Annotated in this window: 20 protein-coding genes and 1 pseudogene; 14 read left to right on the top strand and 7 right to left on the bottom strand. The window is 68.0% G+C overall.

Features of this window, described 5'->3' with window-relative positions:
* Positions 1 to 24: 24 nt before the first annotated feature.
* Complete coding sequence (locus tag DIE06_RS11985) at positions 25 to 900, bottom strand: LysR family transcriptional regulator (protein WP_124661607.1); 876 nt, start codon at positions 898 to 900, stop codon at positions 25 to 27.
* 160 nt (positions 901 to 1,060) lie between these two features.
* On the opposite strand from DIE06_RS11985, the gene DIE06_RS11980 reads away from it, so the two are divergent.
* The 4 genes and pseudogenes from DIE06_RS11980 (at position 1,061) to tam (ending at position 3,664) form a co-directional block, all read left to right on the top strand.
* Positions 1,061 to 2,380 (top strand): DUF3422 family protein, encoded by a 1,320-nt coding sequence (locus tag DIE06_RS11980; RefSeq protein ID WP_124661606.1) that lies wholly within the window; start codon positions 1,061 to 1,063, stop codon positions 2,378 to 2,380.
* Positions 2,381 to 2,415: 35 nt separating this feature from the next.
* A complete protein-coding gene (locus DIE06_RS11975; RefSeq protein ID WP_124661605.1) occupies positions 2,416 to 2,616 on the top strand; it encodes a hypothetical protein in 201 nt (66 codons plus the stop codon).
* Positions 2,617 to 2,733: pseudogene (locus tag DIE06_RS39535) on the top strand (putrescine ABC transporter permease PotI); the annotation flags it as partial.
* Positions 2,734 to 2,878: 145 nt separating this feature from the next.
* A complete protein-coding gene (tam, locus tag DIE06_RS11970) occupies positions 2,879 to 3,664 on the top strand; it encodes a trans-aconitate 2-methyltransferase (RefSeq protein ID WP_124661604.1) in 786 nt (261 codons plus the stop codon).
* A 45-nt stretch (positions 3,665 to 3,709) separates the two neighbouring features.
* Here the strand turns inward: tam and DIE06_RS11965 are convergent, their stop codons facing one another.
* A complete protein-coding gene (locus tag DIE06_RS11965; RefSeq protein ID WP_124661603.1) occupies positions 3,710 to 4,300 on the bottom strand; it encodes a GNAT family N-acetyltransferase in 591 nt (196 codons plus the stop codon).
* Positions 4,301 to 4,727: 427 nt separating this feature from the next.
* On the opposite strand from DIE06_RS11965, the gene DIE06_RS11960 reads away from it, so the two are divergent.
* Positions 4,728 to 5,132, top strand: a complete 405-nt coding sequence (locus tag DIE06_RS11960) for a nuclear transport factor 2 family protein (RefSeq protein ID WP_124661602.1) — start codon at positions 4,728 to 4,730, stop codon at positions 5,130 to 5,132.
* A gap of 33 nt (positions 5,133 to 5,165) precedes the next feature.
* Here DIE06_RS11960 and DIE06_RS11955 read toward each other — a convergent pair whose 3' ends face one another.
* From DIE06_RS11955 to DIE06_RS11945, 3 genes are all read right to left on the bottom strand, one after another.
* Positions 5,166 to 6,647: an aldehyde dehydrogenase family protein gene (locus tag DIE06_RS11955; protein ID WP_124661601.1), complete on the bottom strand. Its 1,482-nt coding sequence runs from the start codon at positions 6,645 to 6,647 to the stop codon at positions 5,166 to 5,168.
* 22 nt (positions 6,648 to 6,669) lie between these two features.
* Positions 6,670 to 7,620: an agmatinase gene (gene speB / locus DIE06_RS11950; protein ID WP_124661600.1), complete on the bottom strand. Its 951-nt coding sequence runs from the start codon at positions 7,618 to 7,620 to the stop codon at positions 6,670 to 6,672.
* Positions 7,621 to 7,787: 167 nt separating this feature from the next.
* Complete coding sequence (locus tag DIE06_RS11945) at positions 7,788 to 8,675, bottom strand: helix-turn-helix transcriptional regulator (protein ID WP_124661599.1); 888 nt, start codon at positions 8,673 to 8,675, stop codon at positions 7,788 to 7,790.
* 199 nt (positions 8,676 to 8,874) lie between these two features.
* Here DIE06_RS11945 and DIE06_RS11940 point away from each other — a divergent pair, with 199 nt between their 5' ends.
* The 3 genes from DIE06_RS11940 (at position 8,875) to DIE06_RS11930 (ending at position 11,769) form a co-directional block, all read left to right on the top strand.
* Entirely contained in the window at positions 8,875 to 9,219 is a 345-nt protein-coding gene (locus tag DIE06_RS11940; protein ID WP_124661598.1) for a cupin domain-containing protein, read from the top strand.
* Positions 9,220 to 9,252: 33 nt separating this feature from the next.
* Positions 9,253 to 10,713: an FAD-binding oxidoreductase gene (locus tag DIE06_RS11935; RefSeq protein WP_124661597.1), complete on the top strand. Its 1,461-nt coding sequence runs from the start codon at positions 9,253 to 9,255 to the stop codon at positions 10,711 to 10,713.
* Between the two features lie 135 nt (positions 10,714 to 10,848).
* Positions 10,849 to 11,769: a LysR family transcriptional regulator gene (locus DIE06_RS11930; protein ID WP_124661596.1), complete on the top strand. Its 921-nt coding sequence runs from the start codon at positions 10,849 to 10,851 to the stop codon at positions 11,767 to 11,769.
* Between the two features lie 217 nt (positions 11,770 to 11,986).
* Here the strand turns inward: DIE06_RS11930 and DIE06_RS11925 are convergent, their stop codons facing one another.
* The gene (locus DIE06_RS11925; protein ID WP_124661595.1) at positions 11,987 to 12,355 is read right to left on the bottom strand and encodes a hypothetical protein; all 369 of its coding nucleotides are present in this window, start codon (positions 12,353 to 12,355) and stop codon (positions 11,987 to 11,989) included.
* 21 nt (positions 12,356 to 12,376) lie between these two features.
* On the bottom strand, positions 12,377 to 12,733 hold the full coding sequence (locus DIE06_RS11920; RefSeq protein ID WP_124661594.1) for a helix-turn-helix domain-containing protein: 357 nt from the start codon (positions 12,731 to 12,733) through the stop codon (positions 12,377 to 12,379).
* A 137-nt stretch (positions 12,734 to 12,870) separates the two neighbouring features.
* Here DIE06_RS11920 and gstA point away from each other — a divergent pair, with 137 nt between their 5' ends.
* The 6 genes from gstA (at position 12,871) to DIE06_RS11890 (ending at position 20,451) form a co-directional block, all read left to right on the top strand.
* Entirely contained in the window at positions 12,871 to 13,503 is a 633-nt protein-coding gene (gstA, locus tag DIE06_RS11915) for a glutathione transferase GstA (RefSeq protein ID WP_124661593.1), read from the top strand.
* An 83-nt stretch (positions 13,504 to 13,586) separates the two neighbouring features.
* Entirely contained in the window at positions 13,587 to 13,967 is a 381-nt protein-coding gene (locus tag DIE06_RS11910) for a hypothetical protein (protein WP_124661592.1), read from the top strand.
* A gap of 91 nt (positions 13,968 to 14,058) precedes the next feature.
* Positions 14,059 to 15,351 (top strand): TolC family protein, encoded by a 1,293-nt coding sequence (locus DIE06_RS11905; RefSeq protein WP_124661591.1) that lies wholly within the window; start codon positions 14,059 to 14,061, stop codon positions 15,349 to 15,351.
* An 11-nt stretch (positions 15,352 to 15,362) separates the two neighbouring features.
* Positions 15,363 to 16,883 (top strand): efflux RND transporter periplasmic adaptor subunit, encoded by a 1,521-nt coding sequence (locus DIE06_RS11900; RefSeq protein ID WP_124661590.1) that lies wholly within the window; start codon positions 15,363 to 15,365, stop codon positions 16,881 to 16,883.
* Positions 16,880 to 20,086, top strand: a complete 3,207-nt coding sequence (locus DIE06_RS11895) for an efflux RND transporter permease subunit (protein WP_124661589.1) — start codon at positions 16,880 to 16,882, stop codon at positions 20,084 to 20,086. The genes DIE06_RS11900 and DIE06_RS11895 overlap by 4 nt, the downstream gene beginning before the upstream one ends.
* Positions 20,083 to 20,451: a copper-binding protein gene (locus DIE06_RS11890; RefSeq protein ID WP_124661588.1), complete on the top strand. Its 369-nt coding sequence runs from the start codon at positions 20,083 to 20,085 to the stop codon at positions 20,449 to 20,451. The genes DIE06_RS11895 and DIE06_RS11890 overlap by 4 nt, the downstream gene beginning before the upstream one ends.
* Positions 20,452 to 20,486: the final 35 nt, after the last annotated feature.

The following is a 20,486-nucleotide window of genomic DNA, read 5'->3' as shown; positions in this document are numbered from 1 at the left end:
AGGCGGCGCGCGCCCGACCGTGGTTCAAGCGTCGCCGGTCTGGCCGGTTTGCCGCTGCAGGTCTTCCATCAGCTGCTCCGCCATGAAGTCGCACGGCGGGCGCTTCGATTTCGTGCTGCGCGCGAGGATCAGCTCGAGCGGCGGCAAATCGGGCAGCCCGTGCGAGCGGCCGAGCATCGACAGTTGCGCGGGAATCGCGCAGCGCGCGAGCGGCGCGACCGCGAGGCCGGCCTCGACCATGCTGAGCAGCCCGAGCAGGCTCGGGCTTTCGTAGGAAGTGCGGAACGGCAGCTTCGCGCGTTCGAGGCTGCGGATCGCGTTCTCGCGCGCGACGCTGCCCGGCATGAACACCGCGATCGGCAGCGGCCGTTCTTCCCACACGCGCGGCCCGTTCGTCATCGCGGCCCACGCCATCGGCTCGTGGCGGATGAAGTCGCCCGACAGTCCCTTGATGCGCGTGCCGCACACGAGATCGACGGTGCCCTCCTTCAAGAGCGGCGCGAGCGCGCTGCTCGGCAGCCCCATCACCTGGATCTCGACCTTCGGGTAGGTCGCCGAAAACTTCTTCAGGACCGACGGCAGCAGCGACGACGCATAGTCGTCCGGCACGCCGATCACGACCTTGCCGGTCACTTCCGGCCGCACCACGGCCGCCCACGCCTCGTCGCGCAGCGCCAGCATTCGTCTGGCGAATCCCAGCAGCACCTCGCCTTCGCGCGTCAGCACGATGCTGCGCGGCTTGCGCACGAACAGCGGCCGCCCGATCGCGTCCTCGAGGCTCTTGATCTGCATGCTCACGGCCGATTGCGAGCGGTTTACCGCTTCGGCGGCGCGGGTCATGTTGCCGGTTTCCGCGACGGCGACGACGGTGGCCAGCACGTCGTGGTCGAGCATCTTCATCGGTATCAGGAAAACTGAACGTAACGATCAGCATTATGCGTTTTTATTGTCGCTGTGTGTCTGCCATAGTGGCATCGAGCCTGCCGTAGCGTTCGATGCGGCGCGGCCATCACGCCGGCGCGCCGGCACGCAGCGTTGAACAGGGAAGAGTGGTGTACCGATGATGGATCATCCGTTGCGCGCCGCACTGGCCGCGGAATTGCATGCCCGGCCGTTCCTGCGGCTCGCCGAAGCCGTGTCGCTCACGCACTACGCGATCTACGCGGACGGCCAGCCCGACATCCACGAAACGCTGCTGCATGCGCTGTGCCGCGACACCGGCATTGACGCGCCGCAGGACGGCGCGACCCACTACGCGGTGCAGTCGCCGTGCGGCTGGCACCTGAAGTGGGAACGCCACACCGAATTCTCGACCTTCACGTTCGTCGCGCCGCGTCGCGACACCGGCTATTTCGACGATCTCGCGATCGAAGGGATCCCGGCCGCATGGTTCGCGCGGCTCGCGGGCATCCGCTTCGTCGCGGTGCGCATGGAATTGCTGTCGGGCGACGCCGCGCGGCTTGTATGCGGCGACCTGCGCCGCTGGATCGACGGGCCCGCGCTCGTCGGCAGCAGCGTGCTCGGCGGCGGCAAGGTGTTCTGCGACTGGCACGTGCGCGACGACGGCTTCATGCGCTTTCTCGTCGTCGACGAGGATTTCCGCGAGGAGCAGGGCGGCCGCCTGCTGCAGCGCCTGTATGAAATCGAGACCTACCGGATGATGGCGCTGCTCGCGTTGCCGGTCGCGCGGCGGATGAGCCGCGAACTCGACGAGATCCACGCGGCGCTGCATGCGCTGATGCAGCGGATGGACGCGAGCGGCGCCGAAGGCGACGACGCGGCCCTGCTCGTGAAGCTCACGCATCTCGCGGTGCGGGTCGAAGCGCTGTCGGGGTCCGGCGGCCGCTTCAGCGCGTCGCGTGCATACGAAAAGCTCGTGCTGGCACGCATCCAGGAACTGCGCGAGGAGCGCATCGAAGGGATGCCGACGATCGCGGAATTCATGGAGCGGCGCTTCGCGCCGGCGATGGAAACCTGCCGCAGCGTGTGGGCGCGTCACGAGCAGATCGCCGCGCGGATCGCGCGCGCGGTCGACCTGCTGCGCACGCGCGTGAATCTCGCGCAGGAAAAGGACGTCACCCGTTTGCTGGCCGGCATGGAGCGCACCGCGCGCAATCAACTGCATCTGCAGCACGCGGTCGAGGGGCTGTCGGTGGCGGCCATTTCGTACTACGTGCTGTCGCTGGCGACCGCGGCGTTCAAGGCGCTGCACGTGATGAACCTGCCGGTCGATCCCGAACTGGCGGAAGGCCTGCTGATCGCGCCGGTGGTGTTCGCGGTGATTCACATCACGCGGCGCACGCGCGCGCAGCTCGCGCGCTCGGAGGCCGCGCATGACGGTGCGCCCGTGCAGGTGGCGGCGTTGAAACAGGCACATTGAATTAGAACATCAACGACATATCACAAGGAGTGGAGATGACTTTTACGCAAACGCAACCCGAGTTTTTCACTGGCCTCGACGCATTCGACGAACCGGTGTGGGATCAGGCCGGCGCGCCGGAAGAGGCGCACGTGACGTCGTATCAGGCCGTGCTGCAGGAGCCGATGACGTCGCTCGTCGGCAGCACGATCGATCGGCCGGATGTCGCGGCGGTGGCGATTCTCGGGTACAACTGACTGGCCACGCCGTTCATCACGGCGGTGGCGATCGGCGTGATCGTCATCAACCTGATGATGATCGCGCGCGTGCGGCGTCGAGTGGCCGACATGACGGTGGCGTTCGCGGCGGCCTGAGCGGGGCCATGTGTGACGAAACGGCGGGTGCGCAATGCGTCCGCCGTTTTCCCTCAGCTGACCGACTCCGAACAGCCCGCCGCTTTGAGCGCGCCCGCCTGACATCGCCGCCCCGACGCCGTCCACGCGAATCCGGAGGCATACCGTGACGACCCCGCTCGATCAATACGCCAGACAGTACGTGCGATTCGAAGACGAACGCACGCGGCCCGTCCGCGACCTATTGGCCGCGGTGCCCGACACGCCGATCCGTACCGCGATCGACATCGGCTGCGGGCCCGGCAATTCCACCGAGGCGCTGATCGCGCGCGCACCGGACGCGACGGTGCGTGGCATCGACGCGTCGCCGGACATGATCGCGGCCGCGCGCAAGCGCCTGCCCGCGTTGCGCTTCGATCTCGCGGATGTTTCCACGTGGGACGATCCGGGTGGCTATGACCTGATCCTGTCGAACGCGGTGCTGCAATGGGTGCCCGCGCACGACACGCTGTTTCCGGCACTCGTCGGCCGGCTCGCGCCGGGCGGCCATCTCGCGGTGCAGATGCCCGACAACCTCGACGAGCCCGCCCATCGGTTGATGCGCGAAGTCGCCGCGGCCGGGCCGTGGGCGGACAAGCTGAAGAATGCGGCGCGCACCGAGCGGTTCGACGCACGGTACTACTACGCGCTGCTGTCACCGTCGTGTTCGCGGGTGGATGTATGGCGCACGACTTACTACCATCCGCTGAGCGGCGGCGCCGATGCGGTCGTCGAATGGTTCAAGGGCAGCGCGCTGCGGCCGTTCCTCGCGGCGCTGGACGACAGCGAACGCGACGTATTCGTCGCGCGCTATCGCGATGCGCTTGCGGGTCCGAGCGGCTATCCGCTGCTCGACGACGGCACCGTGCTGCTGCCGTTCCCGCGCCTGTTCATCGTCGCGACGCGGAAGTAACGCAAAGGCAAGGTAGGAGCAGCCGAGGCGGCGGGCAGTCGCCGATCAGGGCAGCGGCCGCATCGATTCGGGATCGACCGTCCGGCTCTTCGCGGTCTGCCCGTCGCGCAGATCCTTGTACCAGAAGAGGGCGACTTCCCCGTCGTTCGCGCCGTCGGCGTACAGGAAGCGGTCGTGGCCGCCCACGACGAAGCCCGACCGCGCGTACGTGCAGCAGGCCGCGACATTGTTCGCCTGCGTTTCCAGCCGCATGAAGCCGAACCCGCGGCTGCGCGCCCACGCTTCCGCGGCCGCCAGCAGGAACTGGCCGATCCCTTGCCGCCGGCAACTGCGGTCGACCGCGAGTTCCGCGATCTCGGCCATCCCGTTCCAGCTTTCGGTGATCGCGACGAATCCCGCGAGGCGCCCGCCCGCGCTCGCGCGGAACAGCGCGGTGCCGCCGGATGCCTCGCGCGCCCAGCCGGCCGGGTCGAAGCCGTAGTCCTTGCGCCGCACGGGCAGCGCGCGCAAGTCGAGCAGATCCTGGTACGGCGCATTCAGCTCCCACGCGATCTCGAACGAAAAGTCGCATCCGTTCAGTTCGTCGGCGGGCAGATCGACCGCCTGTTCGATGCTGATGTGCTCGGCTCGGTCCATGTGTCGGTGTCCTGTCTTCAGCGGGATAGCCTGGTCTTCCCCCCGGGGCGAGCACCGCCGCCTTGCGGCGAGCCGGATCGCGCCCGTTCCTGTTCTTGAATTGCTGCGCTCGCACAATGCCTTCCCCCCCGCGGCGCCGTTCAACGCACGATTATGCGGGATATCGGCGCGGCCGCTGGGGCGCTTGGGCTGGCGCTGCGAGATCGCCGATCCCTGCGGTGCTCGCCGCCGGCATCCGGCCGGGCACAAGAGCATCAGGAAGGTCATCGGGAACATCGTGCCGTCCTGATGCGAGGCGCCACATCGCGCCGCCGCCCGATTGCTCGCGAACCCCAGGTGTGCCGCTTCGCGGTTCGACTATGCTGAATTGACTGCGGCCGCAACTCCGCGCCGCGACTCGGCGAACCGGCGATGACGGGAGGGCGCGATGAGCGAGCAAAGCAACGTTCAACTGGTGCAGCAGGCATATGCGGCGTTCGGCAGGGCCGATATCGACGGCGTGCTGCAGACGCTGTCCGACAGTGTCGACTGGTTCATCCCGGGGCCGGCCGACGTCGTCCCGTTCGTCGGCAGACGACATGGGCCGCAGGAGGTCGCGGCATTCTTCGCGGCGCTTGCATCGGCGCAGACCGCGGAACGGTTCGAGCCGCTCGATTTCATTGCCAGCGGCAACCGGGTCGTCGTGCTCGGCACGCAGCGCTGGCATGTCCACTCGACCGGGCGCACTTACGAGGACGATTGGGTGCACCTGATGACGATCGAAGGCGGGAAGATCGCGACGTTTGTCGAGTATCACGATACCGAGGCCGAAGCGGCTGCACATCGACGGTGACGGTGCCGCCAACGGCCTGACCGGCCGCCCTGGTCATTCGATCGCGCGCATCGCGTGGCGCAGTTCCTGGTAGCTGCGCAGGCCTGTCACGCCCAGTTCGCGGCCGATCCCGCTGAGCCCGAAGCCGCCCCAGCACACATGCGGGTAGATGAGCTGCGGCGCATTGATCCACACGAGCCCGGCGCGCACGCGCGCCTGGAACTGCTTCGCGACTTCCGCGTCGCGCGTCACGACGGTCGCCACGAGCCCGTAGCGCGTGTCGTTCGCGAGCGCGATCGCCTCGTCGTCGGTGCGGAACGACTTCACGCACGCGACCGGGCCGAACACCTCGTCGGTCCACAGCAGGTTGTCCACGGCCGGTTCCGCGACCACGACGGGCGCCATGAAGAAGCCGTTGCCGCCGGCCTTGGCGATGCGCCCGCTGAACGCGACGCGCGCGCCGGCCGCGATGCCTTGCGCGAGCATCGCCTCGACGCGCGTGCGCTGCGCGGCCGAGATCATCGGCCCCATCGCGACCTGTTCGGTGGCGGGCGGCGCGACGACGAGCGCGCGCACGGCCGTCTCGAACGCGGCCATGAAGCGGCGATAGAGGTTGTCGTGCACGAGGATGCGCGCGGTGGCCGAGCACATCTGGCCCGCGTTCGTGAACGCGCCGGCCACGGCCAGCGACACCGCGACGTCGAGATCGGCGTCGTCGCGCACGATCAGCGACGACTTGCCGCCGAGTTCGAGCGTCACGCGCTTCATGTCCTCGGCCGCGGCCTGCATGACCTTGCGCCCGGCGGCCGTGCTGCCGGTAAACGAGATCTTGTCGATCTGCGGATGCGCGGTCAGCGCCGCGCCGACTTCGGCACCGCCGTTCACGACGTTGACGACCCCATCCGGCACGCCGGCTTCGGCGATCAGGTCGAACAGCGCGTGCTCCGTCGGCGACGTCAGTTCAGACGGCTTCATCACGACCGTGCAACCGGCCGCGAGTGCGGGCGCGAGCTTCCACGCGGTCGTGACCATCGGGAAGTTCCACGGCATGATCAGCGCGGCGACGCCGACCGCGTCGTGGAAGCGTTCGGCAGCGACGGCGTCGCTCGGCAGCGCGACCGGCTCGGCCGCGAACAGCGCCGGGTTCTCGCACAGCTGCGCGTAATACGCGAACGTCGCGGCGACGTCGCCGACGTCGGCGTCGGCCTCGAACGGCGGCTTGCCGCTCACCTGCATCTGCAGCGCGGCGAGGCGCGCGCGGTTGGCTTCGACGCGCTCGGCGATCTTCGCGAGCAGGCGGCCGCGCCCGGCGGGCGGCGTGTCGCGCCAGCCGGCGAACGCATCGCGCGCGGCGCGGACCGCGGTGTCGACGTGCGCGGCGCTCGCGAGTTCCTGCCAGCCGATCGTCTCGCCGGTCGACGCGTTGAAGATCGGCGCGCCGGCTTCATCGGAATGCGTGCGCACGGGCTGGCCGGCGATGCGCGCGGCGGGCAGCACGATGGTCGCGGCGGAAGGGGAAAGCTCAGCGGTGGACATGAACGTTTTCCTGTCGATCGAATTAGCGGTAGGCGACGCCCGGCATCACGCAGAGCATCTCGAACGCGAGGTTCGCGCCGACGAGCGCGGTGGTGCCGGTCGGATCGTACGGCGGCGACACTTCGACGAGATCCGCGCCGACGATGTTCAGCCCCTTCATCCCGCGAATGATCTCGAGACCCTGCTGCACCGACAGGCCGCCGATTTCCGGCGTGCCGGTGCCGGGCGCGAACGACGGATCGAGACCGTCGATGTCGAAGCTGAGATACACCGGCGTGTCGCCGATGCGTTCGCGCACCTGCGCCATCAGCGGCGCGAGCGACGTGTTCCAGCATTCCTCCGCCTGCACGACCGTGAAGCCCTGCTGGCGGCACCAGTCGAAATCGTCCGCGTGGTAGCCGGTGCCGCGCAGGCCGATCTGCGTGACCTTGTCGCATTGCAGCAGGCCGTCTTCCACCGCGCGGCGGAACGGCGTGCCGTGCGCAATCTTCTCGCCGAACATCGTGTCGTTCACGTCCGCGTGCGCGTCGACGTGCACCACGGCGACCTTGCCGTATTTCTTGTGCAGCGCGCGCAGGATCGGCCACGCGATCGTGTGGTCGCCGCCGAGCGTGATCGGCCGGCAGCCGTTCGCGACGATCTCGTCATACGCTTCCTCGATGCGGCGCACCGAATCCTTCAGGTCGTAAGGGTTGGTCGCGACGTCGCCGATGTCGGCGACCTGCAGCGAATCGAACGGCGCGGCGCGCGTCGCCATGTTGTACGGGCGCAGCAGCACGGATTCGGTCCGGATCTGGCGCGGGCCGAAGCGCGAACCCGAGCGGTTCGACGTGCCGAGGTCGAGCGGCACGCCGACGAAGCACACGTCGAGGCCGTCGGTCGTGTCGGCCTGCGGCAGGCGCATCATCGTGGCGATGCCGCCAAAGCGCGGCATCTCGTTGCCGCCCATCGGTTGGTTCAGTTCGCGGTGCATGGGGCCGTCTCCTCTTTCCGGTGAAAAACGATCGGCCGATGGTAGAGGAGAACGCGGGCGGGAAGATCTTGAAGTCGCAACGTTTACATCGACGGGTCTCGATGCGAGTGGCGCCGCCGCATCGACGCGGCGCAACCGCCAGCGGGGGCGGTCAGCGACCGATCAGGTCAGCTGGCGATCGCGGGCGGCGCATCGTCGTCTTCATGCACCGTGGCGGAAGGAAACGCCGGTATGGCCGAACCCCATGCGGCGAGCTCGCGCTTCGTGCGCACGCCGAGCTTCGCGAACGCGCGCTTCACGTACGACTCGGCCGACGCGACGCGCACGCCGAGGATGTCGGCGGTTTCCGGCACGGTCTTGCCGGAGATCAGGTGCTTGCAGGTTTCGTATTCGCGCTTCGACAGCTTCACGCCGTCGGCCGCGAGCCGCGCATCGAACTGCGCGAGCGGATGCACGTCGGGCGTCGGGTGCGCGACGCGCCGCGCGGCGGTGGTCGACGCGTGCAGCTCGAGCAGCGGGAACAGCACGTCGCTGATGCTGCGAAAGCGGTTCATCTCGGCGAGCGTGAACGGCGGGCGGTCGCGGCCGCGTTCCAGCGCGATCGAATGCTGCGCGTAGCGGGTGCCGCGCGCGAGCACGCATTCGTGGCCGATATGCACGTCGTCGAACAACCGCTGGCGGAATTCGCCGGGCGGGATCGCCGCGATGTCGCGCACGACCAGCATCGTGCCCGTCTTGCCGCGCAGCCCCGCGAACAGCGGGTCGCTGTCGAGAAAGCGCTCGTAGTAGAGCGTCATCACGTCGGAGATTTCGGCGGTCTCGGTGCCGATGCCGCTGCTGCCGATCCATTCGCATCGGTAGCCGGTGGGCATCGAGCCGTCGACGCGCGAGCGTTCGACGTGCGCGACGTCGAGCGGCACCACGTCGTTCAGCAGTTGCGTGAGGCGCGGCACGAAGTGCGGCGTGCCGACCGTCTCGATCAGCTCGCCCAGCGCCTTGAACGACACGTTGAAGCGGTCGGTGTCGCGGTGGAAGGGGTTCACGTTGAGCAGCATGCGGTTCCCCGGGTGAAAAGCGGGCGCGATTCTAGCGGTTGCGGCCCAAAACGTCTTTAGGGGGAAATACCGGCAGGTGTCCTGTCGACCTGTTTGCCCCGGAAAACGCAGCTTGTCCCCCCCGAAGGGGGGCATACCGGGGCAGTGTAAATGAGTAACTTTGTCTCTGCTTTTTTCAATCGAGAGACGAAAGATTCAAATGACCAAACTGATCAAGGACATCCTGCCGCTGGGCGCGGGCATTGGCGAATTCACGAAGCTCGACTTCGGGATGGACGAAAGCGACTGGCGGGCGGCCGAAGGCAAGAGCGGCAGCTACCTCGTCGGCTGGTGGGAAGGCAAGGTCGGCTCGGTCGAGTTCCCGGAAACGGCGGCGGACGAGGCGGTATGGCTCGTCGAGGGCCGGATCGCACTGACCGACGTCGAAGGCAACCGCAAGGAGTTCACGCCGGGCCAGGGCTACCTGTTGCCGGCCGGCTTCGCGGGCCGCTGGGAGACGCTCGAGGACGCGAAGAAGTTCTACGTGCTCCTCGAAAAGTCGTGATGCAAGCCGCGATCACGCGGGATGGCCGGGATCATGGAAATGGAAGTCAACAAAGCAACACAAGCCGCACCGGCTCACGCGCACGCCGCGCGTCACGCGCCGGTCGCACTGAGCGCCGCCGAGGCGCTCGCGAACACGAAGCTGTTCCCGTACTGGCTCGACAACCCGGCCGCGCCGACCGCCGAGCCGGAACTCGTCGGCGACGTGACGGCCGACCTGCTGATCGTCGGCGGCGGCTTCACCGGGCTGTGGGCGGCCGTGCAGGCGAAGGAACAGATGCCGCACCTGAACGTGGTGCTGATCGAGGCCGGCAAGGTCGCGCACGGCGCATCGGGCCGCGCGGGCGGGATCATCTCGACGTCGGTGATGCACGGGCTGCCGAATGCGGTGCGCGTATTTCCGAACGACATCGCGCAGCTCGAGGCATTCGGCCACCACAACCTCGACGGCTTCGAGGCTACGCTGAAGCGCTACGACATCGACGCCGACATCGAGTGGAACGGCGAGATGACGGTGGCGGTCGACCCCGAGCACATCGCACACCTGAAGGGTGACTACGACCTGCATCGCGAATACGGGCACGACGTCGTGCTGCTGAACCGCGAGGAAACGCTCGAGCAGCTGAACTCGCCGCTGTTCGCGGGCGCGCTGTGGTCGCGCAACCGCAGCGGCATCGTGCATCCGGCGAAGCTCGCGTGGGGGCTCAAGCGCGCGGCGCTGCAACTCGGCGTGAAGCTGTACGAGCATACGCCGCTCACGACCGTGGCCGACGAAGGCAGCACCGTGTACGTGAAGACGCCGAAGGGCAGCGTGCGTGCGCCGCGTGTCGTGTTCGGTAGCGGCACGGCGAAGGTCGGCATTCCCGACATCAACCGCCGCGTGATGCAGGTGCGCGACCACGTGCTCGCGACCGAGCCGCTCACCGACGAACAACTCGCGCGGATCGGCTGGAAGAATCGCCAGGGCGTGTACGACACACGTACGCAGCTCAACTATTTCCGGCTGACGAAGCACAACACCATCATCTTCGGCGGGCTGGTCAGCTATCACTTCGACGGCGACCCGGAACCGCATCAGGACGGCCAGCGCGAAACCTACACCCGGCTCGCGGAGGCGTTCTACCGCACGTTTCCGCAGCTGAGCGACGTGCGCTTCTCGCACGCGTGGGGCGGGCCGATCGACTACTGTTCGCGCGGCTCGGTGTTCGCGAAGCGCTACCTCGGCGACAAGGCCGTGTTCGTCGCCGGCTACACCGGCTTCGGCGTCGCGGCGAGCCGGTTCGGCGCGTTCATGGGGCTGAACATCCTGTTCGATCGCGACAGCCCGGAGCGCAAGCTCGACATCGCGAACCAGAGCCCGAGCTACATCCCGCCCGAGCCGATGCGCTGGCTCGCCGCGAAGATCACGTTCCATGCGTTCGACGGCGCGGATGCCGAAGGCGGCTGGAAGCGTGCGTGGATCAACGGGATCAAGGCGATGGGCTTCCCGATGTAGGCGTCGCGCGGCGTTTGCGAGCGACGAGCAGGGCGTGCGCCGTTGCCGATGACGGTGCGCGTCCGGCAATTCATCGGCACAGATGGCTGGCGTCGCGCCGGCCCGACAACGCGCTCACGCGCAGCGGCTTGAAGCATGTTTTCGAATACCACCGATCTCGATCTCCGGCTCATCCGGGTCTTTCTGGCCGTCGTCGACGCGCGCGGCATCACGGCCGCCGAGGCGTCGCTCGGCGTGCGGCAGTCGACGATCAGCACGCAGCTCTCGGCGCTGGAAGCGCGCGTCGGCTTCAAGCTGTGCGATCGCGGCCGCGGCGGCTTTCGGCTGACGTCGAAGGGCGAACGCTTCGCGGCCACCGCGCGCACGCTGGTCGCGGCGACCTCCGAGTTCGTCGCGCGCGTGCGCGACATCGACCGCAAGCTGGTCGGCACGCTGTCGATCGGCCTGATCGGGCAGGCGCCGCTCGTCGAGAATGCGCGCGTCGCCGACGCGATCGGCGCATTCCGCAAGCGCGACCAGGCCGTCACGTTCTCGATGAAGGTCGCATCGCCGCAGGAACTCGAGGAACGCCTCGTCAACAACCAGCTCGATCTCGCGATCGGCTATTTCTGGCATCGTGTGCCGGGGCTGGACTACACGCCGTTGTTTACCGAGGAGCAGGTGATCTACTGCGGGCGCGGGCATCCGCTGTTTCATGCGTCGCGACCGGTGTCGGCCGACGACCTGGAAGCGCACGACTGGGTGTGGCGCACCTATCCGGTGCCGGAGGAGCAGTATCCGCTGCCGGAGCGCCGCGTGACCGCGAGCGCGGACAGCATCGAGGCCGCGACGATCCTGATCCTGTCGGGCGGCCATCTCGGCTACCTGCCCGCGCATTACGCGGAGCCGTTCGAGCAACGCGGGCTCGTGAAGGCCGTCGGCCGCGCGACGTTCAGCTTCGACGTGCCGCTGCATCTCGCGATGAAGCGCAGCGCGAGCGAGAAGCCGATCGTCGCCGCGTTCCGCGAGGATCTGCTGCGTGCGTTCAACGTCAACGCGATCGCATTGGCCGCGTAGCGCGTCGACTGACGGGATGTTGGGTCGTCAGTATGTGGAAAAGCGCGGTGAGCGCGTGGTGAGCCGGATCGCCGCGTTGCGGTTCGGCTGCCGGTCGCTTCCTTCGCACTGACCCAACCCGGCGCGCTACCGACGCGCGGATTGCAATACGCCACGTTCAGTCACTGGAGCGGGGCAGGAAACGCATGTCGGTTGAGCGACAGTGGATGCGGCCGGCCTATGCGCTCGCACTCTCGTCGCGATACCCGTCCTTGCCGTCGAAGATTTCCTTCAGCGCGGCGCGCAGCGCGACGGGATCGTGTTCGCCGGGCGCGAGATGGATCACGTAGTGCCTATTGCCGTCGAGCCTCGCGGCGGTGCGTTCATCCAGTTCGACGTCGAGTGTGTCGCCCGTGAGGCGCACCGTCAGGTCCTTCACGTGCGCGGTGAGCTGGTCGAGCACCATCACCTCGATCGTCGTTTCCTCCGGAAAGCGCAGCAGCGAGAAGCAATAGTTCTGCTCCGCGTCGTGGCAATAGATGTTCGCGCAGCTTTCGTCGTCGTCGATATCGGACGTGGCGGCGCCGACGGTAGCGTGTAGTTCCATGATGTTTCTCTCGATGTGGGGTTATCGGGCCAGCGCGGTGTCCGCTTCGACCTCGCAGTGCGTATCGCGCGCCTTCAGCCACAGCCCGAATTCGCGCATGACCTCGACGACGGGCCGCAGCCGGTCGCCGTCCGCGGTCAGATCGTACTCGACGCGCACCGGCACTTCCGGATACACGGTGCGCCGCACGAAGCCGGCATCCTCGAGCGCGCGCAGATCGAGCGTCAGCATCCGCTGCGAGATGCCCGGCATGTCGCGGCGCAGGTCGCTGAAGCGCTTCGGCCCGTCGAGCAGGTACGACACGAGCAGCAGCCGCCAGCGACCGCCGAGCATGCGCATCGCTTCTTCCACGGAACATCCTGTTGCACTCGTTTTCATGACTGCTGACCCTGGTCGGTAACTTTTTTGTGGCTATGGCACAAACGACTGCCGTCTTCTCATCGTCGCGTCGATGCGAGATATTAGCGCCCGCGTCGCGGCGAATCGAGAGTCGAACCCACCAACCAAGGACACGCATGAAGCTCTATCACGCTCCCGGCAGCTGTTCGCAGGCAATCCGCATCGTGCTGCGCGAAGCGGACATCGATGCGCAGATCGTCACGGTCGATGCGCGCAAGCATCGAATCGACGATGGCCGCGACTACTACGACGTCAACGAACTCGGCTACGTGCCGCTGCTCGAACTCGACGACGGCACGACGCTGCGCGAAGGACCGGTGATCGCGCAGTATCTCGCGGACCGGCGCCCGGAAGCGGGGCTCGCGCCCGCGTACGGCACGCTCGCCCGCTACCGGCTGATGGAATGGCTGAGTTTCCTCGGCACCGAAATCCACAAGGGTTTCATTCCGCTGCTGTACGCGGTGCAGGCGGGCAAATACGTCGACCCGGTGCGGCAGAAGCTCGACAGCCGCTTCGCGTGGATCGACCGGCAGCTCGACGGCAATACGTACTTGACGGGCGACAGGTTCACGATCGCCGATGCGTACTTGTTCGCGCTTACGGGCTGGGGCAAGGCCGAATGGATGCGCTCGGTGTACAACGCGGAGATCGACCTGAGCCGGCATGCGAACCTGCGTGCGTGGTACGAGCGGGTTCGGGCGCGGCCGGCCGTGCAGCAGGTGCTGGCGGCGGACGGCCTGATCCGTTAGCGCGTGCGGGCGGCTCCGGAGACGGTACGAAACCGTACATTTCACCCCGCCACGCCACAAACCGCCGCGCTATAATCGCCGCCATGAAACTGTTTCGGACCTTCATCCTGCTGCTGCTGTGCGCGGTGCTGCCCCTCAGTGGGCTGGCAGCCAGCGGCCTGACCGGTGAATGTCCGATGCAGCAAACGATGTCGATGGAGGCGGACGCGGGCATGACCCTGTCCGCCGACATGAGCGGCTGCGATTCGATGAAGGCATCGCCCACCGGTCACGCGAAGGCCAAGGCGAAAGGCATGGCCTGCAAGGCGACGGCACAGTGTCAGTTCGGCAGTCTCTATCACCCGGCCGCACGCACCGACGTCAGCCGCCCCGCTGCATTCGCCAGCACGATCTTCTTCCACTACACGCAGTCCGTTCCGATCCGCGACCCGAACGGGTTGTGGCGCCCACCCCGCATCAGCTGATCCCGATCTGACCGGTTCACCGCCCAGGCGGTGAGGTTCGTCCTGTGCTCAGGACGTGGAATCCATTTGGGTTCCGACTTGGGGTTACACCATGTCATTCGATTTCTGCACGCCGCGCAGGCGGCGTGCGTGTCGGCGCGCGCCCATGCTCGGGGCGGCGCTACTGGTTGCGGGCGCCGCTCACGCGCAGCTGGCGCCCGTCACGCTGGACGCCGCGCTGCACTCCGCCACCGATCGTTCCGCATCGATGCAGGCCGCGCAGGCGTCGGTGCGCGCCAGTTCGGAGGCGGCCGTCAAGGCGGGCCAGTTGCCTGACCCGATGCTCAAGGCCGGCATCGACAACCTGCCGGTCAACGGGGGGCAGCGCTTCACCGTCGGCCAGGACTTCATGACGATGCGCCGCATCGGCATCGAGCAGGAATGGGTATCGGGCGACAAGCGGCGCTTGCGCTCGGCGCTCGCCAACGAACAGGTCGGGCGCGAACGCGCCGGCTATCTCGCGCAGCTCGCCGGCGTGCGTCAGCAGACCGCCGCGGCGTGGCTGAACGCCATCTACGCGAAGCAGGCGCTTGCGCTCCAGCAGGCGCTGCTCGATCACATGAACCATGAACTCGACGCGACGAAGGCGTCGTATCGCGGCGCGAAGGCAAGCGCGGGCGACGTCGTCCAGGCGCGGGCCATGCTTGCTCAGACGCAGGACCAGTTGCTGAAGGCGCAACAGGTCTACCAGACCGCGCTCATCGCGTTGTCGCGCTGGACCGCCGCGCCTGTCGAGGACGTCACGGGAACGCCGCCGGCGGCGGAATCGTTCGTGTCGTCGTTGCCGCCGGACGAATTGCGGCTGGCGCAACCGGCGCTCATCACCGCGGCGGACGACATCGCGGTCGCCGAAGCCGATACCGCGGTGGCGAACAGCGAGCGCAGCCCGAACTGGACGTGGGAAGTCGCGTACCAGCAGCGGGGCGGCGCGTACTCGAACATGGTGTCCGTCGGCGTCACGATCCCGCTGCCGCTCAACCGCAAGAACCGGCAGAACCGCGACGTCGCCGAGAAGGCCGCGCTCGCGACGAAAGCGCGCCTGATGTACGAGGACACGCTGCGCCAGGTGCAGGCCGATATCCGCATGCAGTCCGCGACGCTCGCGAGCGGCCGCGCACGCATCGCGAACCTGGGCGACGCGCTGCTGCCGGCCGCGGAGCAGCGCGTGCAACTGGCCAACGCCGCGTACCGGGCCGGCACGGGTTCGCTCGCCGACACGTTCGCCGCGCGCCGCGCGCAACTCGATGCGCAGCTGCAGGTGCTCGATCTCCGGCGCGAGGTCTCGCAGACCTGGGCCCAGCTCGAATACCAGGTCGTGCCGTCGACGCTGGCGGCCGCGCAATGAAGGAGAACGACATGACGAAGCAAACATTGGCCCGTGCCGCGCTGCTGGCGTTCGCCGCCGCGGCGCTGCTCGGCGCGGGCTATGTCGCGGGCGCACGCCATGCGGCAAGCGTCGCGCCGGAAGCCGCCGCGGCATCGCCCGGCAAGCCCGACCCGACGACCGGACGCAAGGTGCTGTACTGGCACGATCCGATGGTGCCGAACCAGCACTTCGACAAGCCGGGCAAGTCGCCCTTCATGGACATGCAGTTGCAACCGGTCTATGCGGACGAAGGCGGCGGCACGTCAGGCATCCGGATCGAGCCCGGCCTGCAGCAGAACCTCGGCATCCGCTACGCGACCGTCCGGCGCCAGGAAACGGCCGGCGGATTCGACGCGGTCGGCACCACGCAATTCGATGAGGCGCGCACGGATGTCGTGCAGTCGCGCGTGACGGGCTACATCGATCGCCTGTACGCGCGGGCGCCGATGCAGCGCATCGACAAGGGCGCGCCGATCGCGTCGCTGTACGTGCCCGACTGGCTCGCGCCGCAGGAGGAATATCTCGCGCTGAAGCGCGGCGGGATGGACGGCAATCTGCTCGAGGCGTCGCGTGCGCGCATGCGCGCGCTGTCGATTCCGGACGGCATGATCGCGAGCCTCGATCGCACCGGCCGCGTGCAGACGCACGTCGTGCTGTCCGCGCCGGAAACCGGCGTCGTCAGCGAGCTGAACGTGCGTGACGGCGCGATGGTCGCGCCGGGGCAGACGCTGGCCAGGATCTCGGGGCTGTCGACGCTGTGGCTGATCGTCGAGATTCCCGAGACGCTGGCGTTGACCGTGCAGCCGGGGATGCCGGTCGACGCGACGTTCGCGGGCGATCCGTCGCGGCACGTCACGGGGCGCATCCGCGAGATCCTGCCGGGCATCAGCACGAGCAGCCGCACGCTGCAGGCGCGGCTGGAGATCGACAATGCGTCGCTGAAGCTGACGCCCGGCATGCTGATGCGCGTGCGCGTCGCCGGGCCGAAGGCGGTGCCGCGCCTGCTCGTGCCGTCGGAGGCGGTGATTGCAACCGGCAAGCGCACGATCGTCATCGTGAAGCGCGGCGACGGCGGTCTTCAGCCGGCGACGGTGACGGTGGGCAACGACGTCGGCGGCGATACGGAAGTGCTCGACGGGTTGAGCGAAGGCGATACGGTCGTCGCATCGGGGCAGTTCCTGATCGATTCCGAAGCGAGCCTCAAGTCCGTGCTGCCGCGACTGGCAAGCAGCGCCGGCGCGAGCGGGGCGGTGCCCGTGTCGGCACCGAAGGCGGCGGCGCCGACCTACGAGACCACCGGCAAGGTCGAGAGCGTCACGGCCGACGACATCACATTCTCGCATCGGCCCGTGCCCGCACTCGGCTGGGGCGCGATGACGATGGCCTTCGGCAAGCCGTCCGCTACCGCGTTCCCGGACGTGAAGCCGGGCCAGACGGTGCGCTTCGCGTTCGTGCAGGGTGACGAAGGTTATCGGTTGACGAAGGTCGAGCCGCTGGGAGGCCAGCCATGATCGCGCACGTGATTCGCTGGTCCGTCCGCAACCGTTTCCTGGTGCTGCTCGCCACCGTGCTGATCGCGGCGTGGGGCGTCCATTCGCTGCGGCAGACGCCGCTCGATGCGCTGCCCGACCTGTCGGACACGCAGGTGATCGTCAAGGCGTCGTATCCGGGCAAGGCGCCGCAGGTCGTCGAGGACCAGGTGACCTATCCGCTGACGACGACGCTGCTCGGCGTGCCGGGCGCGAAAACCGTGCGCGCGTACTCGTCGTTCGGCGACGCGTTCGTCTACGTGCTGTTCGACGACCACACCGACCCGTACTGGGCGCGTTCGCGCGTGCTCGAATACCTGAGCCAGGTGCAGAGCCGGCTGCCGGCTGGCGCGACCGTGTCGCTCGGGCCGGACGCGACCGGGGTCGGCTGGGTGTACGAGTACGCGCTCGTCGACCGCACCGGCCGCCACGACCTCGGGCAACTGCGCGCGCTGAACGACTGGTTCCTGAAGTTCGAGCTGAAGGCCGTGCCGGACGTGTCGGAAGTGGCGAGCATCGGCGGGATGGTGCGCCAGTACCAGGTCGTGCTCGATCCGGACAAGCTGCGCGCGTACGGCATCACGCAGGCGGCGGTCGCGGACGCGCTCGGCAAGGCCAACCAGGCGTCGGGCGGTTCGGTCGTCGAGCTGGCCGAGTCGGAGTACATGGTGCGTTCGACCGGCTACCTGCGCACGCTCGACGATTTCCGGCACGTGGTGCTGCGCACCGACGACGCGGGCACGCCGGTGCTGCTCGGCGACGTCGCGCGCATCCAGGTCGGCCCGGCGATGCGGCGCGGGATCGCGGAGCTGAACGGGCAGGGCGAGGTGACGGGCGGTGTCGTCGTGATGCGTTCGGGCAAGAACGCGCTGACGACGATCGACGCGGTGAAGGCGAAGCTCGCCGACCTGAAGCGTTCGCTGCCGCCCGGCGTCGAGATCGTCACGACCTACGATCGCTCGCAGCTGATCGAGCGCGCGGTGGACAACCTCAGGGACAAGCTGATCGAGGAGTTCGTGATCGTCGGGATCGTCTGCGCGGTGTTCCTGTTCCACCTGCGCAGCGCGTTCGTCGCGATCCTGTCGCTGCCGCTCGGCGTGCTGGCTGCGTTCATCGTGATGCGCTACCAGGGCGTGAACGCGAACCTGATGTCGCTGGGCGGCATCGCGATCGCGATCGGCGCGATGATCGACGCGGCGATCGTGATGATCGAGAACGCGCACAAGCATCTCGAGGCATACGGCCACGCGCATCCCGGCGAGCCGATCACGGCCGCGCGCCGCTGGGAGCTCGTCGCGACGTCGGCCGCGGAGGTCGGGCCGGCACTGTTCTTCTCGCTGCTGATCATCACGCTGTCGTTCATTCCGGTGTTTTCGCTGGAAGGGCAGGAGGGCAAGCTGTTCGCGCCGCTCGCGTTCACGAAGACCTATACGATCGCGGCCGCGGCCGGGCTGTCGGTGACGCTGGTGCCGGTGCTGATGGGGTATCTCGTGCGCGGCCGCATTCCGCCCGAGCATGCGAACCCGATCAACCGCGTGCTGATCCGCGTGTACCGGCCGCTGCTCGAAGCGACGCTGCGGCGCCCGTGGTTCGCGATCGGCGTCGCGCTCGTCGCGCTGTTGCTGACGGCCGTGCCGTTGTCGCGGCTCGGCGGCGAGTTCATGCCGCCGCTCGACGAAGGCGACCTGCTGTACATGCCGACCGCGCTGCCGGGCATCTCGGCCGACAAGGCGAGCGAACTGCTGCAGCAGACCGACCGGCTGATCAAGACCGTGCCCGAGGTCGACACGGTGTTCGGCAAGTCGGGGCGCGCGGATACGGCGACCGATCCCGCGCCGCTCGAGATGTTCGAAACGACGATCCGCTTCAAGCCGCGCAGCGCGTGGCGGCCCGGGATGACGCCGGAGAAACTCGTCGACGAGCTGGATCGCACCGTGAAGGTGCCGGGCCTGTCGAACGTGTGGGTGCCGCCGATCCGCAACCGGCTCGACATGTTGTCCACCGGCATCAAGACGCCGGTCGGCGTGAAGATTTCCGGGCCGGACCTGACGGGGATCGACGCGATCGCGACGCAGGTCGAGGCGGCGGTGAAACGCGTGCCGGGCGTCACGTCCGCGCTCGCGGAACGGCTGAACGGCGGCCGCTACATCGACGTCGATATCGACCGGCTCGCGGCCGCGCGCTACGGGCTGTCGGTGGCCGACATCCAGTCGGTGGTGGCGTCGGCGGTCGGCGGCGAGGATGTCGGCGAAGTGATCGCGGGGCGCGAGCGCTTCCCGATCAACATCCGCTATCCGCGCGAGATCCGCGATTCGCTCGAGAACCTGCGGCAACTGCCGGTCGTCACCGCGCGCGGCGCGCAGATCCGCCTCGGCGACGTCGCGCGCGTCGCGATCGCCGACGGGCCGCCGATGATCCGCAGCGAGAACGCGCGGCTGTCCGGCTACGTGTACGTCGACCTGCGCGGCACCGATTTGCGCACCGCGGTTCGCGCGATGCAGCAGGCGGTCGCGCAACAGGTCGCGTTGCCGCCCGGCTATTCGATCGCGTGGTCGGGGCAGTTCGAGTATCTCGAACGCGCGGCGGCGACGCTGCGCACCGTGGTGCCGGTGACGCTCGTCGTGATCTTCTTGCTGCTGTTCGTCACGTTCGGCTCGGCGGTCGATGCGCTGCTGCTGATGTCGACGGTGCCGTTCGCGCTGGTTGGCGGCTTCTGGCTCGTCTGGGCATTGGGCCACGCGGTGTCGGTCGCGACGTCGGTGGGCTTCATCGCGCTGGCGGGCGTGGCCGCCGAGTTCGGCGTCGTGATGCTGCTGTACCTGAAGGGCGCGCTGCAGCGCCGCCTCGACGCCGGCGAGCCATTGACCGATGCGGTGCTGCTCGATGCGATTCGCGAAGGCGCGGTGCTGCGCGTGCGGCCGAAGGCGATGACGGTTGCCGTCGTGCTGGCCGGCCTCGTGCCGATCATGGTCGGACACGGCGCCGGTTCCGAAGTGATGCAGCGGATCGCCGCGCCGATGGTCGGCGGGATGGTCACCGCGCCGCTGCTGTCGATGTTCGTCATTCCCGCCGCATGGTTACTGCTGCAGCGCCGTCGCGCGCGAAGCACGAGCCGTCAGCGGCATTCCGATGCAGTTCCTCATGGCATGAACGTGCCGTCCACCCCAACCGGAGAATCCCGATGAAGATGAATCAATTGATTACCACCGCCGCTGCTATTCTCGCGACCGGCGCGTTCACCGTCCCCGCGCTTGCCGCGGGCGACATGTCGGGCATGGACATGTCCGGCATGAAGATGTCGTCGGGCGACGCGGCCGAGTCGAACACGGCCCTCACCGACGCCGAAGTGAAGAAGGTCGATGCCGCGAGCGGCAAGATCACGCTGAAGCACGGCGCGCTCGAGAACGTCGGGATGCCGCCGATGACGATGGCGTTCAAGGCGAAGGACGCGGCCATGCTCGCCGAGGTTCACGTGGGCGACAAGGTGAAGGTGCGCGTCGAGAACGTCAACGGCACGCTGACGATCGTCAGGCTCGTGAAGGCGTCGTAAGCGCGGGGATGCGGGCGGCGTGGCCGCCTGCATCG

Origin of the sequence: Burkholderia sp. Bp8998, assembly GCF_003854235.1 — a bacterium.
In the GTDB taxonomy this organism is placed as follows: Bacteria; Pseudomonadota; Gammaproteobacteria; order Burkholderiales; family Burkholderiaceae; genus Burkholderia.
Note: the sequence above shows the minus strand (reverse complement) of the source record. Positions and strands in the feature narration are given on the sequence as shown.

Bases quoted from the DNA above. Each gene is read 5' to 3' on its own strand.
- DIE06_RS11985 (WP_124661607.1), bottom strand. From the start codon at position 900: ATGAAGATGCTCGACCACGACGTGCTGGCCACCGTCGTCGCCGTCGCG.
- DIE06_RS11980 (WP_124661606.1), top strand. From the start codon at position 1,061: ATGATGGATCATCCGTTGCGCGCCGCACTGGCCGCGGAATTGCATGCC.
- DIE06_RS11975 (WP_124661605.1), top strand. From the start codon at position 2,416: ATGACTTTTACGCAAACGCAACCCGAGTTTTTCACTGGCCTCGACGCA.
- DIE06_RS11965 (WP_124661603.1), bottom strand. From the start codon at position 4,300: ATGGACCGAGCCGAGCACATCAGCATCGAACAGGCGGTCGATCTGCCC.
- DIE06_RS11960 (WP_124661602.1), top strand. From the start codon at position 4,728: ATGAGCGAGCAAAGCAACGTTCAACTGGTGCAGCAGGCATATGCGGCG.
- DIE06_RS11955 (WP_124661601.1), bottom strand. From the start codon at position 6,647: ATGTCCACCGCTGAGCTTTCCCCTTCCGCCGCGACCATCGTGCTGCCC.
- speB (WP_124661600.1), bottom strand. From the start codon at position 7,620: ATGCACCGCGAACTGAACCAACCGATGGGCGGCAACGAGATGCCGCGC.
- DIE06_RS11945 (WP_124661599.1), bottom strand. From the start codon at position 8,675: ATGCTGCTCAACGTGAACCCCTTCCACCGCGACACCGACCGCTTCAAC.
- DIE06_RS11940 (WP_124661598.1), top strand. From the start codon at position 8,875: ATGACCAAACTGATCAAGGACATCCTGCCGCTGGGCGCGGGCATTGGC.
- DIE06_RS11935 (WP_124661597.1), top strand. From the start codon at position 9,253: ATGGAAATGGAAGTCAACAAAGCAACACAAGCCGCACCGGCTCACGCG.
- DIE06_RS11930 (WP_124661596.1), top strand. From the start codon at position 10,849: ATGTTTTCGAATACCACCGATCTCGATCTCCGGCTCATCCGGGTCTTT.
- DIE06_RS11925 (WP_124661595.1), bottom strand. From the start codon at position 12,355: ATGGAACTACACGCTACCGTCGGCGCCGCCACGTCCGATATCGACGAC.
- DIE06_RS11920 (WP_124661594.1), bottom strand. From the start codon at position 12,733: ATGAAAACGAGTGCAACAGGATGTTCCGTGGAAGAAGCGATGCGCATG.
- gstA (WP_124661593.1), top strand. From the start codon at position 12,871: ATGAAGCTCTATCACGCTCCCGGCAGCTGTTCGCAGGCAATCCGCATC.
- DIE06_RS11910 (WP_124661592.1), top strand. From the start codon at position 13,587: ATGAAACTGTTTCGGACCTTCATCCTGCTGCTGCTGTGCGCGGTGCTG.
- DIE06_RS11905 (WP_124661591.1), top strand. From the start codon at position 14,059: ATGTCATTCGATTTCTGCACGCCGCGCAGGCGGCGTGCGTGTCGGCGC.
- DIE06_RS11900 (WP_124661590.1), top strand. From the start codon at position 15,363: ATGACGAAGCAAACATTGGCCCGTGCCGCGCTGCTGGCGTTCGCCGCC.
- DIE06_RS11895 (WP_124661589.1), top strand. From the start codon at position 16,880: ATGATCGCGCACGTGATTCGCTGGTCCGTCCGCAACCGTTTCCTGGTG.
- DIE06_RS11890 (WP_124661588.1), top strand. From the start codon at position 20,083: ATGAAGATGAATCAATTGATTACCACCGCCGCTGCTATTCTCGCGACC.